The organism is Alphaproteobacteria bacterium, assembly GCA_024244705.1.
Classification (GTDB): domain Bacteria; phylum Pseudomonadota; class Alphaproteobacteria; order JAAEOK01; family JAAEOK01; genus JAAEOK01.
On record JAAEOK010000009.1, the window covers coordinates 1 to 25,292 of the forward strand.

Here is a 25,292-nt window from a genome sequence, read left to right on the forward strand (position 1 = left end):
ACGACATCGTCGACCACTGCTGTGACGCCTGGAACAAGCTCATCGATCAGCCCTGGAAAATCATGTCGATCGGACACAGGCAATGGGCACATAGGTCATGATCAACGGGATTTGGTATTACACACTTTCTTACACATATGTGAAATTGGCGATATCTTATTGTGTGTTTTCAAGACGCAAGCGTATATCCGTTCAGACTCAAAATCTGTTGTCCGCAAGGACGTGGGAGTTCGAGTCTCCCCGGGGGCACCATTTCCCTATCGGGTTGGTCGCGGCGTATCCGGTAGACGCGACGGCCTCAAAAGCCGTTCTCCGCAAGGAGGCGTGAGTGCGGGTCTCACGGCCTGCACCGTTAGCCTCTAGGTCGAACCGCTCACAGAATAGCTGTTCAATGTCGCCTATCTGCGCAAAACCAGACTCATTCGGAAACCCGGAGAAACTTCGCCTATTAGCCACAAGCGACGATTGGAGAACTCCGTTGCTACATGGATGGCTCCGGGTCCGCTCAGCCCTTCAGCTGGGAAAGTACATCCTCAATGGCCTGGATCGCGTCCGCCTTGTCGCCTTTCTTCAGATCAACCAAAACCCGAATGCCGTCCTGTTCCTTGCGGATAACTCTTCCCTGCTCCGCCAAGTCGTCGTAGCGGCCTATAACCCTGTAAGTCCGCACCGGCCTGGCGAAGCCCTTGACGGTCAGGGTGTCGCCTTCTTCGGACATTACTGTGTCCTTGACCAGCGAATGGGTCTCATGGGCCATCAGGATGCCGCCGACCTCGGTGAGCGATTCGAGCCGGGCGGCGAGGTTCACCTCGTTGCCGATTATGGTGTAGTCCATGCGATCGCCGCTGCCGAAGTTGCCGACGGTACAGAAGCCCGTGTTGATGCCGATGCGCAGTTGGAACGGCCTCTCCAATCCCATGTCGAGCCATTCGGACTGGAGTTCCTGCATGCGCCGCTGCATGGCGATCGCCATATTCACGCAAGTTCTCGCGTCCTCCTTGACGCCGCGCGTTTCCGGGTCGCCGAAAAACGCGATAATGGCGTCGCCAACGTATTTGTCGATCGTTGCCCCGTGGTCGAGGGCGATCTTCGACATCTCGGTCAGATAGTGGTTCAAGAGGTTGGTCAGCTCCTCGGACTCCAGGCTGTCGGTGGTCCCTGTGAAATTGGCGATGTCGGAGAAGAAGACGGTCAGCTTCTTGCGCTTGGAGGCGATCTCGACCGACTGCTCGCCCGAGAAGATCGAGGCGTAAACCTGCGGCGAGAGGTATTTGGACAGCTGGTTCGACAGAGATTCGAGCATGCGGTTCTTCTCGGCAACCAGCTCGCCGGCCTCCTCCGACTGCCGCTTCGCCTCAAGTAGCTCCTCTTCGGCCCGCTTGCGCTCGGTGATGTCCTGGAGCGTTCCGAACGAGCGGACCATCCGGCCCGTCTCGTCGCGGATGGCCTCGGCGAGCTCGCGGACGTGGCGCACCTTGCCGTCGGGCTGGACGATCCGGTATTCGATGTCGTAGGTGTCCTGTCGATTCGCCCATACACGCGTCACGCGGTAGTACTCGACGCGGTCGTCGGGATGGATGCGCGCCAGGTCGCCCTCGACGTTGTTGGTCGCCGCCAGGTACTCGTCGACGGTGAAGCCGTGGATGCGGGCGAGTTCTTCCGAACAATAGGTGCACCTGTCCTCGATCTCGTCCCACGCCCAGTGACCCAGGTTAGCCAGCCGCGCCGCCTGCACGAACCGGGTCTCGCTCTCCTTGAGCGCCTGCTCCGCGCGCTTGCGGTCGGAGATATCGAGGGCGACCGTGACGATGCCACGGACTTGGTCTTCCTTGTCTTTGAGCGGCACCTTGGTGGCAAGCAGCTCCCGGCGCACGCCGTGCGCGTCGGTGTGATCCTCTTCATAGTGAGGCAGCGCCTCGCCGCTTTCGATCACCTTGCGGTCCAATCGCCTGGTTTGCGCGCCATACTTGCGTCCCAAGAGGTTTCCCGCGGTCTTGCCGATCGCCTCGTCCTCCGAGACGCCGTAGAGCTCCGCTTGATAGCGGTTGATGAACACGTAGCGTGAGTCCCGGTCCTTAGCGTTGATCATTGCGGGAACCGCATTGACCACGGCGAACAGCATTTCACGGCTATCGCGCAATGTCTCCTCGGCCCGCTTGCGCTCAGTGATGTCCTGAATCGTTCCGAACGAGCGGATGAGTGAGCCAGAATCGTCCAAGACCGGCTCTCCCATCTCGCGGACGTGGCGAATCTCTCCATCCGGCCTCACGATCCTGTATTCGACGTCGTAGGCGGTCGCTTGCTTCTGGGCTTGCCGAAGGACTCGTCCGAGCTTGTCACGGTCTTCGGGATGGGCCCGCTCTATGTCCTTCTCGGTGCTGGAGAGGCTCGCTAGGTGCTCGTCGACCGTGACGCCGTGAATCCGGGCGACTTCTTCGGAACAATAGATCACCCTGTCTTCGACCTCGTTATGGGCCCAGTGACCCAAGTGCGCCAGCTGCGCCGCCTGATCGAACAAGGCTTGGTTCTGCCTGAGGGCCTGCTCCGCTTCCTTGCGCTCGGTGATGTCATGGTCCACCACACCGGTAGCGATTACGTCGCCCGAAGGATCCAGAACCGGGAAATACGTGGCGACAACGATGTGCTCGCCGTCAGCCTCTTTGACCGTCAGCTCGCGTACGACAGCTTGGCGCTGCTTGATGGCCTCGCGATCAAGCGCGGCATATTCTTCGGCCGTATTCTTCGGAAGCACTTCAGGCAGCGTCCTTCCGCGGGCGACGTCATTGGTCACTCCGTAAGCTTTTTCATACTGTGGGTTAACTCGGATATAGCGTCCGTTGCGATCCCTGAGCCCCACTGCGGCCGGTAAATTATCGAGGACCGTCGCCAGGAATTGCTCGCTCTCACGCAGCGCCTGCTCTCTCTGCATAAGCTCCGTGATGTCGCCGCTCGCTCCGACGACCCGATGGACGCCGCCCTTCTCGTCTCGCACGACGACGGCGTGCTGCCGGGTCCATCGCCAGTCACCCTCGCTGTCGCGATAGCGCACGTCGCAGTTCAAGCGCTCGGTCTCGCCCTTGAACAGCGCGACATAGGCGTCCCGGTAGCACTGCCGGTCGTCGGGATGGATGCGTTCGAGAAAATCCTCGCGCGATTTCACCTCCTCGACGGGCAATCCCAAAATGTCGCGGACGCCCGGAGAGTAGTAGAACTCCTCGGTATTGACGTTCCATTCATAGACCCCCTCGTCGATCGCGCGCATGGCCAGGGCATAGCGTTCCTCGCTCTCGCGCAGCGCTTCTTCGGCCCGCTTGCGCTCGGTGATGTCGGCTTGGATGCCGACACGGCCGCCGCTCGAGGTCGGGCGCTCGCGGATCAGGATCCAGCGTCCGTCGACGAGCTCGACCTCGAAGGCCCCCTCTTGCTCTTTCCGGTATGCGAGACGGTGCTTGTAATAGGCTTCCGCTTGACCTCTTTGATCGGCGACGACGCCTTTCGCGAGGTCGAGGCGGACCAGGTCCTCGTACTTCACGCCGGGCGCGGCGTCTTCGGCGGAATAGCCGTAAATATTCTTCCACTTCTGATTGCAGGTGACGAGACGCCCGTCCGAATCGTAGACCACGAATCCGTCGGAGATATTGTCGATCGCATCCCGCAGTAAGGCCTCGGCGGCAGCGGACCTCTCCCGCGCCGTCACCAGCTCCTGCTTGGCACGGTGCTCTTCGGTGACGTCGCGACCGTAGACGTTGATATACGATTTGCCAGGGACCGGCGTGAATACGAACGCGAAGATCCGATCGCCGCTCGTGAACTCCTGTTCCTGGCCTTTCCCACCGCGCGAAGACGCCTCCAGCGCGTTGCCGAGCTTCCGGGTCAGCATACTCCGCTTACCGCCGACGACCAGGCCGTACACCGCGCGCGCCGCATCGTTGGCGTAGAGCACCTTGGCTTCGGGCGTCACCCGGACGATGGGGTTGGGATCCTCGGACGGGAACTTGGCCAGATCGGAAATTCGCTGCTGGCTCAGATGTTCCTCGGTGATGTCCAGCAGGACGCCGTCCCAGACCACGTCGCCGGTGGCGTCGCGCCGGACGTGCGACGTGCCGCGCAGCCACTTCGTCGTGCCGTCGCGGGCGACGATGCGGTATTCCAGGTTCCAATCCTCGAGCTTCTCGAGCGATTCGGCATTCGATTTTTCCAGGCGTTCGCGATCGTCGGGATGCGTCGTGGTGCTCCAGGCTGCGGGATCGCGCATCACCTCCTCGGGATCGAGGCTGTGGGTCTCGCGCAGGCCGGCGCTCACATACGGGAAGCTGATACCGCCATCGGGATGCAGCACGCGCTCATAGACCACGCCGGGGATATTGGCGGTGATGGTTTCGTAACGCCGCTCGCTCTCGCGTAGCGCCTTTTCCGCGCGCTTTAGTCCGGTGACATCGGACTGGATGCTGACCAGGCCGCCGGACGCCGTCCGGCAATCGCGGATCTGTATCCAGCGGCCGTCGGCCAATTGCATCTCGTACGCGCCTGCAGCTTGTCGACGGCGCTTCTTGCGCCGCCGCAGATAGCCATCGCCGCCCTCCTCATTGCGGACGACGATTCCCCGTGCGATATCGAGCCGGATCAGGTCGACGTACGAAGCGCCGGGTACAGCTTCCGTGTCTGAATAGCCGAAAATGTCTTTGTGGGCCTTGTTGCACAGAACCAGGCGGTCATCGGCGTCGTAGTACGAGAAGCCTTCGGGAATGCTCTCGATCACATCGGTCAACAAGGTGCCGCCGCCTTCCGGGCCGGCGATCCGACGCTCGAGAGTCTCGAGTTCATCGATCAGTTGTGCCTTCGTCTTGCGAAGACGCCCTTCACGGGATCTGCTCGCCTTGGGCATGGCTCGTCCCTCCTTTGGGGGCAGACTCTCCCTGCTGATGTTGAGGCGCGGTCACAATAATGGATATCCCTATGGACGAAGAATCGACGTGTCGTTCGGCCGGCATCGCCGATGCTTTCCGGCACGACCGGCTGACGTCCGCATTTCGGTAACCGATTCACGGACCTCTCAGCGGCAGGTCGAGGACGGCGCCACGGCGTCATGCCGCCGCTAAGATTCGGCCGCGAGCCGCATGCCCTTGGGGAAGCGGCGGCCGGTGATCCCCCAAATGGCTGTCCCAGGTTGGCGATGATGGTAGCACGAAGCGCGTTCTATAGGAAATCTACAGCGGATACGGCCGAAGATCGGCACGCCAAGCTGTAACCCGCTTCTTATCGACCTGATTCTACCGAGTGGACCGTCGTCATGGTGGCAAAGTGGCTGGCCGCAAGCGGTCAATCAGGCGCAGGATTTCAGCGAACAGAGCCCGGCGGATCGCGACCTCTACGACCTGGATTTTGACGTCACGGCCATGACGTACGATCTTGGCGCCGATGAGCAGCTTTCCCCGGAGTGTCGTCAACGACCCGACAGGAGACTTCGAGAAAAAACTCTGATAAGGCAGGAACGAGACATCCTAAAGACATGGCGTGACAAGGACCAACCGAATGAAAGCCCACATCGTTCTAGCTCACCCAGAGGCAAAGTCTTTCAATGGACATTTGGCAAACACCTCGCAACGAGTGCTCGAAGCCCACGGATGGCGACACACGCTGTCTGATCTCTACGCCATGGATTTCGACCCGCGTGAGGGGCCGCATCACTACAGGTCTCGCAAAAACGCGGAGGTGTTTCATACTCAAACCGAACAGCGTTTCAACGCGGAGAATGAAACCACGCCCCCGGATGTGAATTCGGAAGTACAACGCTTGCTAGATTGCGATTTGCTCGTCGTTCATTTCCCGCTCTGGTGGTTCGGAATGCCCGCTATCCTCAAAGGCTGGATCGACCGGGTTTTCGTGTATGGCCGCATGTATCGAAGCATCATGCGTTATGACACGGGAATCTGCTGTGGAACGAAAATGATCGCGTGTGTGACGACTGGCGCGAGCGAAGAAGCCTGCTCTCATAACGGCAGGGAAGGAGACACGCGCCTTCATCTTTGGCCTATACTCTTCTCGTTCAGATACTTAGGCTTTGATGTTTTCGAACCCGAGATATTTCATGGCGTCGGCGGTGTCGCCTTCATAGAAGGCCACGAAAGCGGTTTGAGCACTCTGGATGCCTACTCCAATCGCTGGGCGGCAGTGCTGGAGACACTCTCTTCGAGACCCCTAGTCCAATACAACCGTGACCACGACTTCGATGAAACGAAAAGACTTGTCTCGGACGCTCCCGTTTACTCGCCGTTCGTTCGGCACAAACCGGGTGCAGTACCGCAATAGCTTTCTCTTGTCCGCTTTGAGTCATAAGCCGTCGTTGCAGCGGCGGTCGCGCATTGTCCGCTCATCGGACCAAAGCAGACGCATCAATTCACCAGACGAAAGTCAGCTGGCACTTACACCGTTTCGTACACATTCATAGCGGCGATGCCTTAAGCCGCAAGACACTCAAAATCTGTTGTCCGCAAGGACGTGGGAGTTCGAGTCTCCCCGGGGGCACCAACTAAATCAACAGGTCAAAAGACAAGGTCGCGCGACTCGGTCGCGCTCTCCATCCAGTTCCATGTCAGCTCGGCAACTGCCCGGCGGCAGTCACGAACTGGATCCAGTTGTCCCGATCCACAAACCCGTAATGCCCCGCACCTTCCCAGGCGTGCGAATTGCAGTTGGGGAGTTCGCTGCAAAGGTGGAGAGGCATGTTGGGCGAGATAATGTCATCATCGGTTCCGTAAAAGAGATCGACCGGTTGGCGAACCGATTGCGGCGAAAAACCCCAGTCCCACAACGCCATTGTCATTTCATAGACACCCTCCTCGTCTTGCATGTAGCCAAGGCGGAAGTTCTCTTCGAAGAGCGCCTCCTGCTCGGGAGTGCGAAGCATTGTCTTGGCTTCGTTAGGCAATTCATCCGCGACCGATTCGACATAGGACGGAATGTCCTTTTCGAGCCGTGTCGCGTCAGAGTGCATTAACCATCGAACAAGGTGATGCAGGTGCCGCAGCTTAGCGATCGTCTTCAGGTCTTTCATCACGAGCATCTTGGTGACGCCGGGCTCATCGAAAGGCGCCACCGGTGACGCCAGCGCGACTTTGCCGACGCGATCGGGCATATGGAAAGCAACGGCGAGTGCGTGTGGTCCGCCGCCGGAATGACCGGCAGCGTTGAACCGATGCAAACCAAGATGGTCCGCGAGTTCTTCCATGTCGGATCCCCAATCCACCATTTTACGCCCCTTCTTCGGGCTCGATCCGCCAACGCCAGGCTGGTCTGCGGCGATCCAACGCACGCCAAGCGATGCGGTCAGTTTATCGTCGGGGTTTCGGATCACGTGAGAATCGGAAAATCCGTGGCTAAAGATCACCGGCGTCCCATCCGGGTCGCCATACATATCGAATGCCAGCGTCCTGCCATCGCTAAGCGCCATTGCCTCGGTCATTGGTTTCTCCCAGTTTTGATCATCGATACATCACGAACCGGAATGACTAGCTTCACCGGCTGCTCCTATCATGGCCACACATCCCTCGACGCACCCTTGATGTCGGTATTGCAAATCAAAGCTCGAAGCGATGTCGACGCACGCGACCTCAGGGGCAAGTGAAACGCCGCAATACGGATCGACGACCAAGCTTCGCGGGTTGTTTCCACTTCAGCTTTGGGTGAAAAGGCGATCTATTGCAGGGATCTGGGCAATGTCGGCTCTTCACGCGACAGCAGACCCATCAACTCCCTGCGCTAAATTTGCTGCGACTTACACAGTTTCTTACACATACACATTTTGGAGCCAGATATATTAAATAAAACAATATGTTGAGTTTAACGCAACACACTCAAAATCATTTGTCCGCAAGGACGTGGGAGTTTGAGTCTCCCCGGGGGCACCAATGAGCTATAGGCCGAACCGCTCAGAGAGACCACGTTCGACGTCGATTAGTCGCCCGTAACCGAGCCTATTTGGACGCCCGACGGGATGGTGTTCGGCGCCGATGCTGGTCATATCAGCGTTGATCTACCGCATGTATCTACCCCGACTCGTCGGTTAGTCTTCTTTCCGCAGGAGATTGGCCATGGCACGCCGGCTTGCCGCTATTCTGGCCGCAGACGCAGTCGGTTACAGCCGTCTTGTTCGAAAGGATGAGACGAGCACGCTGGCCGCACTGAAGGCCCATCGCGAAGAGCTGATCGAACCCAAGCTCGCTCAGTATCATGGGCGAGTCGTCAAGCTGATGGGCGACGGGCTTCTGGCCGAGTTCCCCAGTGTCGTGGAAGCCGTGCAGTCCGCCGTAGAGATCCAGCACACGATGTTAGGAAACATCACCGACATTCCGGATGATCGGCGGATCACCTATCGCGTCGGAATCAATGTCGGCGACATCGTCGTCGAGAGCGACGACATTTACGGCGATGGAGTGAATGTTGCTTCGCGCCTGGAAGGGCTGGCCGAGCCCGGCGGCATCTGCGTGGCGCGCAACGTCTTTGATCAAGTGAAGGACAAACTCGATCTGACGTTCGAGCATATGGGGGAAAAGACGGTTAAGAACATCGCCGAGCCGGTGACGGTCTATCGCGTCGTGCTCGACGACAAGGCAGCCGAACTCGTCACGCCCCTACTGTCGATAAGCCCGGCATCGGCGCGCCGGACGCGGCCGGTCGTCATGGCGGCGGTCACGGTGCTGGCCCTCGTCGTGGGTGGAGCGCTCTGGTGGCGTCCCTGGATACCAGACGTCGGGCCCGCCCAGGTCGGTGAGGTGGCGCTGCCGCTGCCCGACAAACCCTCGATCGCCGTCCTCCCGTTCGTCAATCTGAGCGGCGACGAGGAGCAGGAGTATTTCGCCGACGGCATGACAGACGACATCATCACGGATCTTTCCAAGGTTTCGGGTCTGTTTGTCATCTCCCGCAACTCCGCATTCGTCTTCAAGGGCAAGGCGATCAAGACAGCGGAAGTGGGGCGGGAACTCGGCGTAAGGTATGTGTTGGAGGGCAGTGTCCGCAAGGTAGACCAAAGGGTGCGGATCACCGCCCAATTGGTCGACACGTTCACCGACGGGCATCTATGGGCGGAGCGGTACGATCGCGACCTGAAGGACGTCTTTGCCCTGCAAGACGAGGTGACACGGAATATCGTCGGGGCCCTGGCGGTGGAGTTGACGGACGACGAGCAACGACGCCTGGTACGCAAATACACCGACAACATGGAAGCCTACGACTACTACTTGCGGGGATGGGAATATTTCAGCGGCCCGACAAGAGAGGCCAATGTTCGAGCAAGGCAAATGCACCAGAGGGCCATCGATCTGGACCCCGAGTTTGCGGCGGCCTATGCGCTCCTCGGTTTCACCTACAGCCAGGAATGGTCGATGGGTTGGAGCCAGGATCCCCGGTCACTCGAGCTGGCCTTTGAGTTTGCCGAAAGGGCGATCGCCCTGGATGAATCGTTGGCTCTGGGCCACGCGGTCTTGGCGGAGGTCTATCTTTGGCGAAAGGAGCATGAGAGGGCCGTCGCCGAGCAGGAGAAGGCGATCGCTCTCAGTCCAAACGATGCCGATCAGATTGCAGGGCTGGGGGGCATTCTGACCTGGGCCGGAAGACCGGATAGGACGATCGAGTTGGCAAAGAAAGCAATGCGCCTCAATCCGATGTATCCAATCGAGTATTTGTGGAACTTAGGCCACGCGTATTTCCTGCTGGGTCGCCATGAAGAGGCGATAGAAGCGCTGAAGAGAATTCGCAACCGCAATCCGGATTACTTCCCGGCCCACGTCTATTTGGCCGCCAGTTACAGCGAACTGGGGTGGGCGGAGGAAGCCCGAACCGAGACGGCGGAGTTCAAGAGGCTGAGCCCCGGGACCTCCGTCGACGCTTGGCGGCAAAGGCTCCCTTACAAAGATCAAGCGGTGACCGAACGCGTAATAAGCAGCCTACGGAAAGCGGGGCTGAAGTGATGCTGCACCCGCAGGAAGGTAAATCCTTTAGGTCGAACCGCTCATATTTGACCAAAACTTACACAGTTTTTCACACATACGCAGCGATGGCCTGAGAAAAGCATTATTTTTCAAGCTGTTGGCAGAGACCGCAACACACTCAAAATCTGTTGTCCGCAAGGACGTGGGAGTCGGGTCTCCCCGGGGGCACTTTCGAGTTCTTAAGTTTGTGACCAAAACGATGTCGGCGGGATGGCCATTGTCAGCTCTCACCTGAGCCGGGCGATGCCTCGTCTTCGGCTCACAGGCGCGAGCGGATGCCCGTATCGCCGCTAGAACATCGTGTTTCTGTTCTTTGAGCTCTCCGGGATTATTTGCAGGACATCCCAGTGCTCGACCACCTTTCCATTCTCGTCGAAGCGAAAGACATCCATGCCCGCGTAGTCGATGTCACCCGGCCACTCCTGATGACAGTGGAGTACGACCAGGTCGTCCTCGGCGATAGCCCGTTTAAAGTGGACCTTCTTACCGGGGTACGCCGCCGCCATTCGCTCGAAGTACTCGATAAACGCCTCCTTGCCATCGGCTACTTCCGGGTTGTGCTGAATGTATGTGTCACCGGCATACCGTTCGATGGCTCCTCGCGGCTCACACTGATTGAACATCAGGTCGTAGAAGGCCAGTGCGGATTGTTTGTTTTGGTCGGATTTGTTGCTCATCACATGTCTCTAGCGATAGTCGAATATTGAATGCGCGGCCCGCTCGGACCTGGGTGGTGTCGGGCACCGAACGCCGATCAACAAGGCTCGACAGGATAGTATGATTCCCGAACCAAGTGTCATTTACGCACTGCCAACGACCCGAGGCCGGCGCGAGCGCCACCACCGAATCGATCGCGGCATCCGACAACCCTTCGCAGATCCAGACATGGTCGCGAACGCATTGCGGTGATGGGCCTCACGCGGCCAAGCCGGCGCGACGCAGGCCGTCTTCGAAGATCTGGCGATCGGACTCGCGCCGAAAGGGCAGGGTCTCCTCGATGAAGGAGAGTGCCATGTCCGGCTTTTCTTCAATCAGCACGTCGAGCGCTTCCCGCGCCTCCTCGCGGCGGTCCAAATGGGCCAACGCGATGGCCAGGGACGCGTTGCCCCACACGCCTGAATTGGGCTGCGCGACGGCCCGGCGCGCCCATGCCAGCGCGCTGTCGTATCGGCCCTGCAGAATGTCGCCCAGGCGAAGACGAGGAGAAAGGCATAATAGTTGGGATCGCGCGGGCTCAACCTTGCCGCATTTTCCAGGTTGACGACGGCATCTCCGGGCCGCCCCGCCAGGACCAGCGCCAAGCCGCGGCCAAACTGGGCCTGGGCGAGATTCGGGTTGAGCTCGATCGCCTTGTCGCATTCGGCGATCGCCAAGTCGTGCTGGTGGCGCATCGACAAGACCCGTCCCAGGATGGCATGGGCCGTCGCGTCCTTGTCGTCGAGCCGGACCGCCTTCTGCGCCACCTCGAAGCTTTCGGCAAGTTGGTCGACGCGATAGTTCGACAGAGCGTCGAATACCGCCATGAAGCACGCATAAGCCAGCATCGTGTATGCGTCGGCAAACTGGTCATCCTGTTCAACCGCCTGTCGAAACAGCCGGCGGGCCTCGGCGTTGTCGGCCTTGGAGTATCGATAGAGATGGTGGATGTCTTGGTGATAGAGCGCCCATGCATCGAGAGATTCGGGTGACTTACGCCGCGCGCGCTCCCACTCGGCTGCACCGATCTCGGGCTGCGATGCGCCCACGATCCTCTGTGTGATCTCGTCCTGTACGGCAAAGATATCCTCGAGTTCGCGATCGAACTGCTCCGCCCACAAGTGGTTGCCGGTCTCGGCCAACCGGTTGGCGTCCGAGGCGTAGCCGACGTGGCGCCCCGCGACCGTCTGGCCGATGCTTGCACCGGCGGTCTCCAGAAGGCCGAAGAGGCGCGCGGTGCGGGCCTCGGGCATGCTGGGAACGGCGACGATGGTTTCCAACTCGGCCGTCGGCGCGGCTTGATCGGTATCGAGGGCCTATGACATTCTCGCCGATCGACGCGGTATCACAGGTGCTTGGGAGGCGGTGAGTTGGGACAATACGAAACACTGAACGTGATCCACTCTGATGGTTTGGCATGGATAAGTTTCAATCGCCCGAATGTCCTCAATGCCTTCAATCTTCTGCAGTGGCGAGAGCTCAAGACCGCACTGCGCGACGCTGAAGGCGACAGCGAGGCACGCGTTGTCATCCTCGGCGGCGAAGGCGGCAATTTCTCGGCTGGATACGATCTGACCGCGGCTTTGGGTGGTGACCTCGCCGAGCCCATGCCCAACGCTTTTCGCGAATACGTGGAGGTGGGCAACGCGGCCTGCTGGGCGGTTTGGGAGTTGAAGAAACCGGTGATATCGGCCATCCGAGGCCACTGCCTCGGAGGCGCGTTCGAGCTCGCGATGGCTTGCGATTTCGCGTATGCCGATACCAGCGCGCAATTGGGCGAGCCGGAAGTCCTGCTTTCCGACGCACCGCCATTCCTGATCAGCCCGTGGGTGCTGGGGATGCGACAGGCAAAGCATATTCTGCTGTCGGGCGAATTGATTTCGGCCGAAACCGCGATGCAGTACGGCATTCTGAACCGTGTCTGTGCACCGGAGGAACTGGAACCAACGGTCACCCGCATGGCGAAGCGGCTGATGGGATTCGCGCCCGAGACCTGGCATCAGAACAAATCGGCGGTGAACCGGTCCTACGAGATCATGGGGTTCCGGTCCTGTGTCGCGATGGGCACGGAGGCGTTCGTCATCACCAACGTCACCCCCAACGCACTCAAATCGGAATTCCTCGAGCGGTTCGACCGCGAGGGATTTTCGGCGGCGATCAAGTGGGTTCAGTCGCGCTACGCCACGTGACGCCTGGCCGCGAGACCGGCGATGGACAACCTGGCAGCTTATACGATTCCGGCGCTCGTCGAGGCGGCGGCAAACAGCTTCGGCGACAAGACGTGTGCAATCGCGCCGGAGCGAAGCGTGACGTTTCGGGAATTCGCGGCCGATATCGCCGCTATCGCACATCATCTTGAGGGCCTGGGCATTACGGCCGGCGACCGGGTGGCGCTCCTCGACGTCAACAGCCCTAATTTTCTCGAGTCACTGTGCGCTCTGGGCGTGCTGAGGGCCGTCGCCGTACCCTTGAATTACCGTCAGAAATCGCCCGAATTCCGCTATCAGATCGAAAATTCCAGTCCCCGGCTGTTGCTCGCAAGTTCCCGCTATGCCGGCGCGGCGAACGAACTCTCGAAGTCCCTGGAACTCGGCTGGCGGCGGATCGATGACGACGACGAGATCGGATTGGACGCCGGAGCGGCCGAAGGGCATGTCCGTCTGGCCAACCCGCACCCGGCGAGCCCGTTCGCCATCTGTTACACCGGCGGCACCACCGGCAGACCGAAGGGGGCGGTCATCGACCAATACACTGCAAATTTGCGCGCCCTCAAGATCATGTACGAACTAGGGCTGGGGCCGGGCGACGTCATGCACATGACGACGCCGATGTTTCATATTTCATGCCTCATTCTCAGTTTGGCCGCGCTGCAGCGGGGAGCAACCCAGGTACTGCTCCCGCAATTCGACTATGAAACGACGATGGCTGCGCTCGGGAAGCACAACGTCACCTTCATCAATACGGTGCCGACGATTCTCAGTATGATGCTGGCCCGCGACGACTTCTCGCCGCAAGCGCTGCAAGGGTTGCGGTTGATCATGTATACCGCGGCTCCCATGAGCTTGCCGCTGCTGCACAAGTTGATGGCCATCTATCGAGGCGATTTAGTGCAGTTCCTGGGACAGACCGAGGATCTGCCCCAGACCGTGCTGACGCCGGAGGATCATCGCAACGCATTGGCGGGTATTGCTCCGCGGCGGCTGGGATCGGTCGGACGCCCGAGCATCGGCGTCGATCTGATGATTTGTGACGATTCAGGCGCGCCGGTGCCGCGGGGCGAGATCGGCGAGATCGTCACCCGGTCAGGCACGGCCATGGCCGGTTACTGGAACCTGCCCGTGGAGACCGCCGATACGCTTAGGGATGGATGGATCTATTCCGGCGACCTCGGCTACCAGGATGCCGACGGATATGTCTACCTTGCCGGGCGTAAGAAACACATGATCATACGCGGCGGCGAGAACGTCTATCCATCCGAAGTCGAACCGGTGCTCCTGGAGGCGCCCGGTGTCCGCGACGCGGTGATTCTGGGGCTGCCCGACGAGACCTGGGGCGAGGTCGTCGTAGCGGCGATCGTGCCGGATGGGGAAGGGGCGGATGCCGAGGCGATCATCGCCTATTGCAAGTGCCGTCTTGCGGGCTACCGCTGCCCCGAACGCATCTACTTTGTCGAGGAGATGCCGATCAACGCGGCCGGCAAGATCCTTCGGCACGAGCTGGTACGCCAACTTTCGAGACAATCCTGAACGGGGTATGCGCCGGGACGGATCGACCCTACAAGTGTCCGATTCGAATTCAGATTTATCCGTGGGCAGGCGCGGCGGGTGATTCCGGTCGCCGAAGGCGCGGCCACGATCATCGTGTCCCGCAGGCGGCGGCCTAACCTTCATGAAACCGGTCACCGATTGAGCGACGGCCGTACTTGCGCGGGTGGTCGCGCGACCGCCCGCCGCTATTTCAAGATTTCCCCGACCAGTGCTTCGGTGAGCGCGAGGCGCTCTTGGTAGGTCGAGATCGTCAGGTATTCCTGGTCGGTGTGCATGCCCGCGCCGTAGGGACCGAGCCCGACCAGCAGATCCATGCCGGTTTGCGCCAACCGGTTGGCGTCCGAGGCGTAGCCGACGTGGCGCCCCGCGACCGTCTGGCCGATGCTTTCGCCGGCGGCCTCCAGAAGGCCGAAGAGGCGCGCGGTGCGGGCCTCGGGCATGCTGGGAACGGCGACGATGGTTTCCAACTCGGCCGTCGGCGCGGCCTTGAGATAGTCGTTGTAGACGTAGCTCTTGGCGGTGATGTCCCGGATCTTGGCGACCGTGAGATCGAGATCCTCCTTGTCGACGTAGCGGATATCGATCTTGGCCTCTGCCCGTTCGCAGACCACGTTCGGTTTTGACCGGCCGTCGATCACGCCGACATTGACCGGGAGCTTCTTGGCATAATCGCTGAGCGTCGAGATCTCGACCACTTTGTGACTTAGCTCGACGCAGGCGTTGAGTCCCTTCTCGGGCTCGAGGCCGGCGTGCGCCGCCTTCCCTTCCACCGACAGGGTCAGCCAAAGCACGCCGGATTGGCTGGTGACCACGGCGCCGTCGGGCAGCCCCGGTTCGAACACCAGCCCCGATTTGATCCCTGTGACCAGTTCCTTGACCAGCGATCGCGAATACGGCGATCCGATCTCCTCGTCGTCGCTGAGGATCACGATGAACTTCTTGAGCCGTTCGATGCCCTCGAATTTCCTCAGGAGGTCGAGCATCATGACGATTCCAGACTTCATATCGATGACGCCGGGTCCGTAGATCCGGTCCCCCCTGGTCGCGTAATTCTGGAACGCGGAATCCTTCTGGAAGACGGTGTCGATATGACCCATCAGGAGCAATTCGGGCGCGCCGCCGGGGACCGCCATGGAGACCAGCTTGTGCCCGTCGTCGAGATCGTGAACGGCGGCTTCGAAACCGAGCTTTTCGAATTCGGGGATCAGCACGGCGCGAACCGCATCCAAACCTTCAACGTTCTGCGTGCCCGAGTTGATGTCGACGATCCTTTCCAGCACCGTCTGCCACGCGGGCGCGGTCTCGTCGGCGAGTGCGGCCGACGACAGGATTTGAACGACGGCCAACACCAGCAGCGTCGCCCACATTGTGCGTCGCGGATGTAAATTCATTTGGCTCATGGCAGGGTCCCTACGTCACGCGTTTCAACCACGACCGTCACATAGGCGATGACTTGCACAACCTCTTGCACATTCGCGGTGATGGCCTGATTAGATTATCATTTGCGGCGTCTTGCCATAGACCACAAACCTCTCAGAATCCGGTGTCCGCAAGGACGTGGGCGTTCGAGTTTCTCCGGGGGCACCACTGGCCAGTAGATTGCAGCGGCCGCAAGAGCGATAATCGATGTCGACGGAGACCCTTGGGTTAATGAAAGTGGGCTCAAAAAAGACCAAGCTATCGGCAGTCTTAGTTGCTGTTTTCTTTGTTGCTATGGTTCCCGAAATTCATCGGTCGATCGTTCTCCCGTCTGTTGTCAACGGTCCGGTCTTAAGCCGCCAAAGGATGACCGACGATGATTGCTCCGGGTCGATAGTCGCGATGCCGTCAAAATGGGCGGAAAATCGGCTCGCATGGCATGTTGTTGCCGGCGCGCAGAAAGTCACCGCAAATGATCTCCGATCCCGCCAGCCATGTCCCGGTCCCTGATGCCATCGAGGAGATCACAGCGGATTGGATGACGGCGGTTCTGCGCGAAACCGGCGTGATCGCTTGTCGAGTGGAGGACCTGGCGGTCAGCCATTTCGGCGAGGGCATCGGCATGATGAGCTTTATGGTTCGCTGCCGACCCCGCTATGACGCGCCGCGTGGCGGAGAGCCGGCTTCTTTGATCGTGAAGCTCGAACCCAAAGGCGAGGCCACACGAAAGGTGATCGAGCAGTGGCGGGGGTTCGAACGGGAAATACGCTTCTATCGCGAAATCGCCGATGTAACGCCCCTCCGGGTTCCTCATTTCTATTATGGGGCCTTCGATGCTCATAGAGCCGTCATCGTGCTCGAAGATCTCGGACACTTGACGGTGCGCGACCAGGTGCATGGCCTGCGCGATCAGGAGACTCTGACCGCCGTCGGTCAGATCGCACGCCTCCACGCCAAGTACTGGGATAGCCCGTCGCTTTGCGGTTTTGACTGGATCCCCGAGAACGAGGAGCGTCTGACCTCGATCGACCCGGACGCCTGGGCGCTTTTCCAAGACGTATATGGCCTTCGTGTTGGGCCGGAAGCCGTAGCGCTCGGGCAACGCCTGGTCGGTCAGCTTGATTGGCTTCGCGAAGAGATCGCGCGACGTCCACAGACTATCTGTCACGGTGATTTTCGCGCCGACAACCTGTTCTTCGGCGAGGCCGGGTCCAACGACGAGGTGGTGATCTTCGACTGGCAGGTCTGCACCCGCTGCATCGGTGCCCTCGATGTCTCGCGTCTGTTGGGGGGCAGCGAATCGGAGGCCGAACGAATCCAACACTTTAACGAGGTCTTCAGAGTTTGGCACGAAGGCCTTCAACAGGCAGGCCTCTCCGACTACGACATCGAAACGGCGCTGGCGGATCTGCGGCTGGGTGTGTTGGTGAATCTCTGCACGCCGGTGCGTATCCTCTCGATCTGGGGTCCCGACGCACCCGGACGCCGGGGGCAGCTCTTGGATGTGATCGCCACCCGCATGTTCGCCTTTGCTGTCGAAGTCGAGGCCGCCCAGCGCTTGCCCTAGGACCAATCGCCCCGCAGAAGAGTTGGCCGTGAGAGATTTGAACGACGGCGAGCGTCAGGAGCGTTCTATTGGTCACGCGGCTCATCTGCAATATCATCCGACTCATCCCGCTACCCCTACGTCGCAAATCTATGTCGTTGTACGCGCAAAGGCGAAGGCGTCGGGGCACCGGCAGTTGTTTCAGAGGCGATCGACCACATACTCGGCGTCGCGGCCGACCTGGTAGAACAGTCCCGAGCCCGCCGTATGCATCCAGTGGAGGCCGACGAAATAGAGCCCCGGCAGGTCGGTCACGCCGCGCTCGTAACGCGGATATCCGCGCTCGTCAAAGACCGGCAGGTCGATCCAGCGGAAGTCGGGGTGAAAGCCGGTCGCGTAAATCACGCTGCCGATCCCGGCCTCACCTAGATCGAGCGTCGCCGGTTCCGGCGCGGGCCGCCAATCGGCCGGCTGCAGTTCGCTTTCCGGCGCGTCTATATCGTTCGCATCGATGTATTCGTCGATCTTCGACAGACCCTCCCAACAGGCCTTGTCGATAGCGTCGAGGCTGTCCGCCAGATCATCGGCGAGGTGCACCTGGTCGCCTGCCGCATCGACCACGCGACCGTGCAGCTTGACGCCGTTGAGAGCCAGTTGGCGCAGGTCGATCGTCCGGCCCCCGCCGCGGCCGGAAAGATGGGGGTGGGCCTTGAAACGGATGGCGCTGCCGTCCGGATGTTCGTCGACGGGCGTTTCGAAATAACCGGTCATGGCCTCCCACTCGAGGATGTCGCGGCCCCGGTAACGGCGGGGAATACGGCCCGCGCCGCCGACTGAGAGATGCACCTCGCGGCCCGCGCCGGACAGATCCTCCACCACCTGGCATCCGGACTGTCCACTCCCGACCACCAGCACCGCGCCATCCGGTAGCTGGGCTGGATTTCGGTAGTCGCGGGTATGAAGCCGCAGGATGTCGTCGGTGAGCTTGCCGCCCCATGCCGGTATATTCGGATGCTGATGGGTGCCGACAGCGATAATCAGATTATCGGCGGTGAGCACACCGTCGGACGTGTCCAGGGCGAATCGGCCAGCATCGTTGGAGGGGCCGATGCGTCGGACCTCGACGCCCTCGCGATAGGGCGGGTCAAAGCTTCGGGCGTAGCGTTCCACATAGTCGACGATCTGATCGCGCAGCATGAAGCCTTCGGGCTCGTCGCCGTCATAGGGAAATCCCGGCAGCTGGCAGAACCAATTCGGGGTAACCAGACAGAAGGAATCCCACCGCCGCCGCCACGTGTCGCCGGTGCTGCCCCGGTCGAGAACCACGTGCTCCCGGCCGACCCGTTTCAGATGCCAGCTCACCGAAAGACCGGCTTGCCCACCGCCCACAACGATGGTGTCGATATGTGCATTCATCTTGCCGCCACTTTACTGGGAAATTATGGGATTCCGCTGATCGCGCGCGCCCGGCCGGGCCAATCCTAAATCGACAGACCGGTCATGGCTAGAGCAGGCGGTGGCGGCACCGAGCGGCCCGGAATCAGGAAACGGCTTGCCTTGGATTGCGCGGCTTCGCGGATCTACGAGCTGCCGGTGTCTTCAATGCCCCCGGGCGCTTGGTGGTAGGTGACCAAGAAGTCCTCCGCGTAGGGCGCACAATAGTCGACGAATTCCCGGTGCAGCGGGGCATCGCCGTAGGCCGTCATGTCGGCCTCGCTGGCGAAGGAGGCCTGAATCACCCAGTTGAAGTCGCCCTCCCCGGCGCCGAGATTGGGGGCCAGATGATAGGACTGAACTTCGTCCAATTCCCTGCCGATGCGCGCGGCGTAGGCCTGCATCCGGGCGATGACCCCGCTGTCAACCCGGTCGTTCAGCTTCATCAAGACGGTGCGGTTGAGCATCAAGCGGCTCCCCTTTTCGGTTGTTGAGTGGACGAGGGCGGAACGTAGGTCATAGGTGGTAGGCGGTCACACGTGACGAGGCCCGGCGGCGCGGCAAGCACATCCGGAATACGGTTCACGACACTGGATGCCGTGGCATGGCCTGTATCGAGGCCCGACAAGTGCGTTTCCACGGGCGGCGAACCCTCCACCCGCCAGCTGATCCATTCGCCTTCGCCGGGTTGCGTAAGCCGCAAATCGATTTCGGCCAGGGCGCGGGGACCCTCTTGGGTCGCGACGCGAATGACCGTGCGCAGGCCGGCGCAAAGCCCCGGCTCGACGGTCCGGCCTAGCGCGGGGCATTCGATGGGAACCTCAAACGTCACCGGCTCCAGATGTGCGTCCACGCTCTCGATCGTGAGGCCCAGGGATTCGACGATCTGCGGCAGCAGAACGCGGTAGATCGACCCTTCTCCGTCACCGGCGACGTCGCCGGGTTCGTCGCCGACCCTGGTTAAACGGATGACCTCCGGGCCAAAACGATTGACGTCGGTGACGCTGCGGTGATGGATTTGGCGCAGGTCCGTGCAGGGCCCCACCAGAGTCTTCAACGTCCAGATACGGTAGGCGTCCCACAGACCGGATCCGGTGAAGGTCACGCCCCGGGTTTCCGCCAGCCGGTCGATTTCCGCGGCGAGGCCGGGGTTCGCGGCAGAGGGATAGGAGCTCTCCGTGCCGAGACAGATGATGTTCAGGCCGGCATCGAGCAGCCGGTGGTGTATATCGGCATTTTCCGCCAGGCGGTCGCTGACGGCGACCACGGCGATATCCGCGCCGAGTGCGCCGAGGTCCACCCTTGCCGCATCCAGTACCGGTCGCCCGGCCAGCGCGCCAACGCCTGTCAGCTGGCCAAGATCGCGGCCCACCTTGTCGCCGGCGCGATTGACGCCATGAACCGACCAACCGCGTTCCGCCGCCAGGCGGCCCACCATCTGACCGACCGCGCCTACGCCGTAAATCACGATGCCCTGGGGGACCGTTTCTGATCGGGGCCGCATCATCTCTCATCTCCTGGTATCCGAGCGTCCCGTAATAGTTAGAGGGCCGCGAAATCAATTGCACACCAAACTATCTGAGCCGTAGGCTCAGGAAAGCTAAACCTTAAGGAAAGACGATGCGTCTGCCGCCGCTCAATGCCCTGCGCGCCTTCGAGGCCGCCGTCCGTCTTGGCGGCTTCGCCCAAGCGGCCAAGGAACTGCATGTCTCGCCCGGGGCCATCAGCCGTCACGTCAAGCTGCTGGAAGCCCACTTCGGCACGCCGTTCTTCGAACGCTTGGCACAGGGCTTGCGGCCGACGCAGGCGGCCTTGGCCCTGCAGCCCCGGATCAGCGCTGCCTTTGAAACGATTGCCTCGGCTGCCGCCGAGGTGCCGCGCGGCGCGCACAACCTTGAGGTCGTCGCCTCGCCCACCTTCGCGAACCGCCTGCTTATCCCGAATCTGTTGCGCTTCAACGAGCAGCGGCCCGAGATTACCGTGTCGATCAGCCTCATGCTTTCGGATCCGTGGGACTTCGATCCGGGAACCCACGACTGTGTCGTTGCGACCTTCCACGCCGCCGAATGGCCCAAGGGCTTGAAGTCGGCCAGGGTGCGCGGCGAGGCGCTGACGCCGCTTTGCGCTCCCGCCTTTCGAGGCGGGCGAATAATCGCGCCCGAGGACCTGCGGGACGTCACCCTGCTTCAAATTTCCGCTTGCGGCCAGGACTGGCCCAATTGGCTGGCGCTGAACGAATTGTCCGGCCTGATCGATCCCACGGGCGGCGCCACCTTTGAAACGGGGGAACTCGCCATCCGCGCCGCAGTCGAGGGTCTGGGGGTGGTCCTCATGGATCGCTTTCTCGTCCAGCAGGAAATTCAAGATGGCGACTTGATCGATCTCTTTCCCGATAGTTTGCCTCTCGACAACGGCTACTACTTTCTCTGCGCCGAGGCGCGCTGGCAGGATCCCGAAATCACCGCCTTCCGAGACTGGGTGATCAACGACCTTGCCGAAGTACCGACCTGAAGGTCGGCGGGGGCCCGCAGGGTGTATGCATTGCCCGCGACTGAGGGTCAGGCCCGCCCTGTTCCCGCGCGGTTCTCGTCGGCCGGAAGCAAGGCCGCGCAGACGGTGGCGATGATGCCGCCCACACCCATCAACACGAAGGCCCAGCCCCAACCCCAGCCGGACGTGCTCACGTCCAGCACGGCCCCGAAGGCGGCCGGCGCCGCCGACCCGATTCCGATGCCGAGGATCGAGCGCACCGCCAGCGCGCGCCCGAGATAGGCGGCCGGCACGGCCTCGGTCATGGCGGTCGACAACACCCCGGAATCGCCGAGTGCGACGAAGCCATAAAGCACCGTGAAGGCGAGCAGCAGGGCCGGCGGCAGATCGCCGGACCAGCCGAAGCCGAAGGAGCACAGCGCGCCGAGTATGGCCATGACCAGCAGCACGGCGCGCCGGCCATAGCGATCCGAGGCGTGTCCCATGGTGACCGACGAGACCAGCCCGGAGACATGCAGCGCGATGGCGATCGCGACGCCGAGGCCGACGGCGCCCAATGCGAAGCGGCCGCCGAGGCTGACGATGAGGAACGCCGGCACCCATGTCCACATGCCGAACAGCTCCCAACAATGTCCCGTATAGCCGACGGTCAGGAGCAACGAGCGGCGGTCCTTGAACTGAGAGGATGCGCTCGTCTCTGGCGGCGGGGCGGAGATGCGGTTGGCGACCCGGGCCGCGGCGAAGGTACCGAAGACCGCGCCCACGACGGGGCCGATCGCGCAGACCAGGAACGCGGTCTGGTAGTCGACGGTCGCGATCAGCCCGTGGGCCAGGCTGATCGACCCGACGTAACCCGCCGACATGCCCGCCAGCATCCAGCCGACACCGGCGCCGCGCCGGGCCGGCGGCAGTTGCTGCGCCACCAGCATGATCGCCGGCGTGTAGCAGCCGCCCTGGGTCACGCCGACCAAGCCATAAAGCCATATCGCCTGTTCGAAGGAGCGGGCGAACAGCGCGAAACCGAGGGCGGCCAACGCGGCCAGCCAGCTGAACCAAAGAAACATCCGTTTGGCGCCGACGTGGTCGCAAAGCCACGAAGTCGCGAACAGCGAGATCGCAAATCCGATCAGAAAACTGGTCTGCACGGTCCCCGCCTCGGCGCCGGTCATCGACCATTCCACAACCAGAGTCGGCAGGCTCGCGGTGTAGGTCATGAAGATCAGCGTGACGAAGGCCCGGCTCAGCACGAGCGTCAAAAGCCACGACCGCTCGCCGGCCATCGGCGGTTCGGATAACCGGTTCACGGTCCGGTCCTCGCCGACCCCGATTTCTCGCACGCGCCCATGCGCCAATCGACGATTGGCGCGACACATAAGCCGCAGGGCGTGGGGCGGGACGGGGACATGAGGCGGTCACTGTGCGCGAGAAAAATTCCGGCCACAGGTAGCATTTTCCGGCCCGCATTGTCGCGGGTCCCGGGGCGCCGCGACGGTTGCCCTAGAGTCGTTCGTTCCTAATCGGGCGCATCGATTTCTTCGACGCGAAGGCGGTGGTTCTCAAGACCGCGCCATACGCAAGACCCGCTATCCGCGCGGACGCAAGCGGTCGATTCTTTCCGGCGCCGCCGCGCTGCTGCCGCCGGGCGCGCGGTTCTCACCTGTCCGCGCGGGTGAAGCCGCCGGCGTCGCGCATATAAAGGGGGTCCATGACAGCCATCTCCCGCTCAAGCGCCGCGCTGGGGTTGCCGTAGACCCATACCCGGAGCGAATCGACCGTCGCCATGAATCGCTCAGCGAAGTGTTCGTTGAACGACGCGATATGCGTCAGCGCCGCGTCGGAGTCCGCGTAGCGCTCGTAGAGGTGCCCGGTCGACCCGTCCTCGCTGATCGTCCATTCGTAGGCCAGGGTGCCCGGCTCGCGGGCCTCGGCCCGACCGGACATTTCCGGGATCAAGTCCTTCAGGTTCTCCAGCTGTCCGTCCTTGATCGCCATCTCGAGTAGCCAAGATACTTCCGACGTCATGGCCCTGCCTTCCCGTCGTTGCTCAAAGTCGATCCTCTCCGCCCGCTCGCGGGTGACGGCCCGCAGGGCAACGAGCGGGCTTACTCGGCGGCCTGGTGATCGACCGTCAAGGTGGCCAAGCAGTCGTCGGCGAGCGGCGCGATCGGCGTGAAGTCGCGGTGGGCGATCCAGTCCTCGCGCTTGAAGCGCCGGATGTGGTTGGACACCGCGCACAGGCTCAAATAGACGATCACCCGGTCCCACGGGCTGATGTTCGGCGGGCTGGCGTGGACCAGATTGCAGTGGAACAGGAGCACCGACCCCGGCGCGCCGACCGGGGCGACGACGCCGCCGGCCTCGGCCAGTTCGCGCACCGAGTCGCGGTCCAGCGTCCACAGCGGGTAGGAGGTCGTTTCGAGGTCGTGGCCGGCCTCGATGATTCCCTTACGGTGGCTGCCGGGCAGAAAGATCAGGGGCCCGTTGGCCGCCGTCACCGCGTCGATGAAAAGGGCGATGTTCATCGCCCGCGGCTCGGGCATCAGGTCGTCGCGGGCCCAGGTGCCGTAGTCCTGATGCCACTGCCACACCGCGCCGTCGAAGGCCGCTTTGGCGTTGACCTTGAACTGGTGCATATAGACTTCTTCGCCGAGCAGCTGCATGACCGGCGCGATCAGCCGCGGATGGGCGCCGAGACGCCGGTAGGGCTCGGAGTAGAGGTGGGCGGCGAAGGCGGTGCGCGGCGCGCCGTTGGCTTCGCGCCAGATCTCCTTGCGGTCGAGCGCGTAGAGGCGCGTCGCCTCGGCCTTGAGCAGCGCGGTCTCGGCGGCGGAAAAAACATCCGGCAGGAAGAGGTATCCGTCGGTATCGAAGCGCGCGATTTGAGCGTCTGTCAGCGGCATGGACGCGAACCCTTGAGGCGTCCCGATCTTGCCCCTTCATGTCGGCACCCGCAAGGGTCGCGGCGGCGGCTCGTCATTGGCGTCGCGGCTCCGGCGAAAGAACCTCGGAGCGTGCGGATGGACAAAGTCATAAACCAGTCAATGGGCGCGGAAAAGAAACCGGGTCATGCGTACCATCTTTCGGCGCGTGTTGTCGCGGGCCCAAGAGCGCCGGGACGGTTGTCCTGGATTCGTTCGTTCCAACCCATGCGCATCGATTTCCTCGATGCGCATGGGTTCGTTCTTAAGACAGCAACTTGCTCAAGTTCCGAAGCCGACACGGATGTGGGGGTTAGAGTCTCTCCGGAGCGTTATGGAGGCGGGTCGGAAAGCGATAAATACTGCACATTTGCAGCACGCGGCTCTTGCGCATTCGCTCGTTCAATTACCTGGTTTCCTTCGTTGACCGCCGATTTGATGTTTTCCGGCGATTCGGTCTCTTGCATGAGGCCGCCAACCGACACCTTGAACCCAGACATCATTTGCGCCCGCGCCCATCGTTAGAGACAGACCAGTCTTGACGATGGTGGCCCGCCCGACCTTGAATTGGGCCGCGAGTTGGTGCATGCCATACAGCCGAAGTTGCTTTTTGGCATCACCTTCGAAGAAACTTTCATCATAACTCGGAAAGAGAAACACCGCGTCAATTGTACGATTCAGAATTCGTTGTTGATCGGCGCTGGAGAATGATGGGTCAACAATCCGCCCAAGCACGTAATCGGCTGCTTGCTTTAATGATTTCGCGTATTCACCGGTTCTCTTTGGACAACCAGACTTGACTTCAAACCCTATTAGCAAATCCGAGTGATGGGGATCACGGGGTACGGCAACAAGGTCAGGTTTCAGTATTATTTCGGGAAATGAAGCGAGGTATAACCGAATCTTGGTGATGGCGTGATGTAGAGGCGGCGTATCCTGGCGATGTTGAGGTCGCCGATTTCCAAGAAGGAAGGATACGCCATGTACGAAGATAGAGTTGTTTCGTTTTCCCATCCAGGTGAGATTTCGGATC

The 25,292-nt window shown here is 61.3% G+C and carries 20 protein-coding genes; 8 read left to right on the forward strand and 12 right to left on the reverse strand.

Features of this window, described 5'->3' with window-relative positions; translation table 11 throughout:
- Nucleotides 1-505: 505 nt before the first annotated feature.
- Nucleotides 506-4,885, reverse strand: a complete 4,380-nt coding sequence (locus GY791_01290) for a PAS domain S-box protein (protein MCP4327058.1) — start codon at nucleotides 4,883-4,885, stop codon at nucleotides 506-508.
- A gap of 647 nt (nucleotides 4,886-5,532) precedes the next feature.
- Here GY791_01290 and GY791_01295 point away from each other — a divergent pair.
- Complete coding sequence (locus GY791_01295; protein MCP4327059.1) at nucleotides 5,533-6,309, forward strand: NAD(P)H-dependent oxidoreductase; 777 nt, start codon at nucleotides 5,533-5,535, stop codon at nucleotides 6,307-6,309.
- A gap of 283 nt (nucleotides 6,310-6,592) precedes the next feature.
- Here GY791_01295 and GY791_01300 read toward each other — a convergent pair whose 3' ends face one another.
- Nucleotides 6,593-7,462, reverse strand: a complete 870-nt coding sequence (locus GY791_01300; GenBank protein ID MCP4327060.1) for an alpha/beta hydrolase — start codon at nucleotides 7,460-7,462, stop codon at nucleotides 6,593-6,595.
- Nucleotides 7,463-8,084: 622 nt separating this feature from the next.
- Between GY791_01300 and GY791_01305 the strand changes: the two genes are divergently transcribed.
- A complete protein-coding gene (locus tag GY791_01305) occupies nucleotides 8,085-9,968 on the forward strand; it encodes an adenylate/guanylate cyclase domain-containing protein (protein ID MCP4327061.1) in 1,884 nt (627 codons plus the stop codon).
- Between the two features lie 311 nt (nucleotides 9,969-10,279).
- Here GY791_01305 and GY791_01310 read toward each other — a convergent pair whose 3' ends face one another.
- A complete protein-coding gene (locus GY791_01310) occupies nucleotides 10,280-10,666 on the reverse strand; it encodes a hypothetical protein (GenBank protein ID MCP4327062.1) in 387 nt (128 codons plus the stop codon).
- Nucleotides 10,667-10,904: 238 nt separating this feature from the next.
- Nucleotides 10,905-11,348, reverse strand: a complete 444-nt coding sequence (locus tag GY791_01315; protein ID MCP4327063.1) for a tetratricopeptide repeat protein — start codon at nucleotides 11,346-11,348, stop codon at nucleotides 10,905-10,907.
- 23 nt (nucleotides 11,349-11,371) lie between these two features.
- Here GY791_01315 and GY791_01320 point away from each other — a divergent pair, with 23 nt between their 5' ends.
- The 4 genes from GY791_01320 to GY791_01335 all read left to right on the forward strand — a co-directional run bounded on the left by GY791_01320 (nucleotide 11,372) and on the right by GY791_01335 (nucleotide 14,431).
- Entirely contained in the window at nucleotides 11,372-11,677 is a 306-nt protein-coding gene (locus tag GY791_01320) for a hypothetical protein (GenBank protein MCP4327064.1), read from the forward strand.
- 177 nt (nucleotides 11,678-11,854) lie between these two features.
- Nucleotides 11,855-12,007: a hypothetical protein gene (locus GY791_01325; protein MCP4327065.1), complete on the forward strand. Its 153-nt coding sequence runs from the start codon at nucleotides 11,855-11,857 to the stop codon at nucleotides 12,005-12,007.
- Between the two features lie 48 nt (nucleotides 12,008-12,055).
- The gene (locus tag GY791_01330; protein ID MCP4327066.1) at nucleotides 12,056-12,874 is read left to right on the forward strand and encodes an enoyl-CoA hydratase/isomerase family protein; all 819 of its coding nucleotides are present in this window, start codon (nucleotides 12,056-12,058) and stop codon (nucleotides 12,872-12,874) included.
- Between the two features lie 21 nt (nucleotides 12,875-12,895).
- Complete coding sequence (locus GY791_01335; GenBank protein ID MCP4327067.1) at nucleotides 12,896-14,431, forward strand: long-chain fatty acid--CoA ligase; 1,536 nt, start codon at nucleotides 12,896-12,898, stop codon at nucleotides 14,429-14,431.
- A gap of 206 nt (nucleotides 14,432-14,637) precedes the next feature.
- Here the strand turns inward: GY791_01335 and GY791_01340 are convergent, their stop codons facing one another.
- Nucleotides 14,638-15,852: a M20 family metallopeptidase gene (locus GY791_01340; GenBank protein ID MCP4327068.1), complete on the reverse strand. Its 1,215-nt coding sequence runs from the start codon at nucleotides 15,850-15,852 to the stop codon at nucleotides 14,638-14,640.
- 491 nt (nucleotides 15,853-16,343) lie between these two features.
- Here GY791_01340 and GY791_01345 point away from each other — a divergent pair, with 491 nt between their 5' ends.
- Nucleotides 16,344-17,438, forward strand: a complete 1,095-nt coding sequence (locus tag GY791_01345; GenBank protein MCP4327069.1) for a phosphotransferase — start codon at nucleotides 16,344-16,346, stop codon at nucleotides 17,436-17,438.
- Nucleotides 17,439-17,618: 180 nt separating this feature from the next.
- Here GY791_01345 and GY791_01350 read toward each other — a convergent pair whose 3' ends face one another.
- The 3 genes from GY791_01350 to GY791_01360 form a co-directional block, all read right to left on the reverse strand.
- Nucleotides 17,619-18,833: an MSMEG_0569 family flavin-dependent oxidoreductase gene (locus tag GY791_01350; protein MCP4327070.1), complete on the reverse strand. Its 1,215-nt coding sequence runs from the start codon at nucleotides 18,831-18,833 to the stop codon at nucleotides 17,619-17,621.
- 164 nt (nucleotides 18,834-18,997) lie between these two features.
- Nucleotides 18,998-19,318, reverse strand: coding sequence for a Dabb family protein (locus GY791_01355; GenBank protein ID MCP4327071.1), 321 nt, complete (start codon nucleotides 19,316-19,318; stop codon nucleotides 18,998-19,000).
- Nucleotides 19,318-20,358 carry a hypothetical protein gene (locus GY791_01360; GenBank protein ID MCP4327072.1) on the reverse strand — a complete coding sequence of 347 codons (1,041 nt, stop codon included), beginning with the start codon at nucleotides 20,356-20,358 and terminating at the stop codon, nucleotides 19,318-19,320. The genes GY791_01355 and GY791_01360 overlap by 1 nt, the downstream gene beginning before the upstream one ends.
- A 113-nt stretch (nucleotides 20,359-20,471) precedes the next feature.
- Here GY791_01360 and GY791_01365 point away from each other — a divergent pair, with 113 nt between their 5' ends.
- On the forward strand, nucleotides 20,472-21,362 hold the full coding sequence (locus tag GY791_01365; protein ID MCP4327073.1) for a LysR family transcriptional regulator: 891 nt from the start codon (nucleotides 20,472-20,474) through the stop codon (nucleotides 21,360-21,362).
- 47 nt (nucleotides 21,363-21,409) lie between these two features.
- Here GY791_01365 and GY791_01370 read toward each other — a convergent pair whose 3' ends face one another.
- The 4 genes from GY791_01370 to GY791_01385 all read right to left on the reverse strand — a co-directional run bounded on the left by GY791_01370 (nucleotide 21,410) and on the right by GY791_01385 (nucleotide 25,273).
- Entirely contained in the window at nucleotides 21,410-22,621 is a 1,212-nt protein-coding gene (locus GY791_01370; GenBank protein ID MCP4327074.1) for an MFS transporter, read from the reverse strand.
- Nucleotides 22,622-22,994: 373 nt separating this feature from the next.
- A complete protein-coding gene (locus GY791_01375; GenBank protein MCP4327075.1) occupies nucleotides 22,995-23,363 on the reverse strand; it encodes an antibiotic biosynthesis monooxygenase in 369 nt (122 codons plus the stop codon).
- An 80-nt stretch (nucleotides 23,364-23,443) separates the two neighbouring features.
- A complete protein-coding gene (locus GY791_01380; protein ID MCP4327076.1) occupies nucleotides 23,444-24,241 on the reverse strand; it encodes a proline hydroxylase in 798 nt (265 codons plus the stop codon).
- A gap of 420 nt (nucleotides 24,242-24,661) precedes the next feature.
- On the reverse strand, nucleotides 24,662-25,273 hold the full coding sequence (locus GY791_01385) for a hypothetical protein (protein ID MCP4327077.1): 612 nt from the start codon (nucleotides 25,271-25,273) through the stop codon (nucleotides 24,662-24,664).
- Nucleotides 25,274-25,292 lie beyond the last annotated feature (19 nt).